The organism is Vibrio sp. 10N.261.52.A1 (genome assembly GCF_002876325.1).
GTDB classification, from domain to species: Bacteria; Pseudomonadota; Gammaproteobacteria; order Enterobacterales; family Vibrionaceae; genus Vibrio; species Vibrio chagasii.
This window is the reverse complement of the sequence record NZ_MCYD01000050.1, coordinates 4519-5035: the sequence shown is the minus strand read 5'-3', so window position 1 is coordinate 5035 and position 517 is coordinate 4519. Positions and strand designations below refer to the sequence as shown.

Here is a 517-nt window from a genome sequence, read left to right as displayed (position 1 = left end):
AGACCCTGAAGCCGAAGTGAAAGGGCTATCTTTAGGCGCTGTTGATTACCTTACTAAGCCGATCACACCTGAGATCGCGCTGCAACGTGTGAAGACTCATATTGCTTTGTATGACCAACAGCGAGCGCTATTTAGCCAAGTGAAAGAGAAAACCCAAGAGATCAATCTTGGTAAGTTAGAGACTCTGAATATTTTGGGTAGGGCGGCTGAATTCAAAGACAATGAAACGGGCATGCACGTTATGCGCATGAGCCACTATTGTGAAATATTGGCGAAGGCATTGGGTATGACAGACGAAGATGCCGAAACGCTACGAGACGCAGCACCTATGCATGATATTGGCAAGATAGGTATCCCTGATAGTGTGTTACTCAAGCCGGGTAAATTAGACCCGGACGAGTGGGCCACCATGCAAAAACACGTCGAATACGGTGTAGAGATACTCGGCAGGCAGAGTGACTCTAAGTTGATGCGAATGGCCATTCAAGTCGCGCAATATCACCATGAAAAATGGGAT

The 517-nt window shown here is 47.0% G+C and carries 1 protein-coding gene; it reads left to right on the top strand.

The window, feature by feature from the left end; all coding sequences use genetic code 11:
* On the top strand, nt 1–517 hold a 517-nt coding region (locus tag BCT81_RS00685), incomplete at both ends, for an HD domain-containing protein (RefSeq protein ID WP_133152470.1).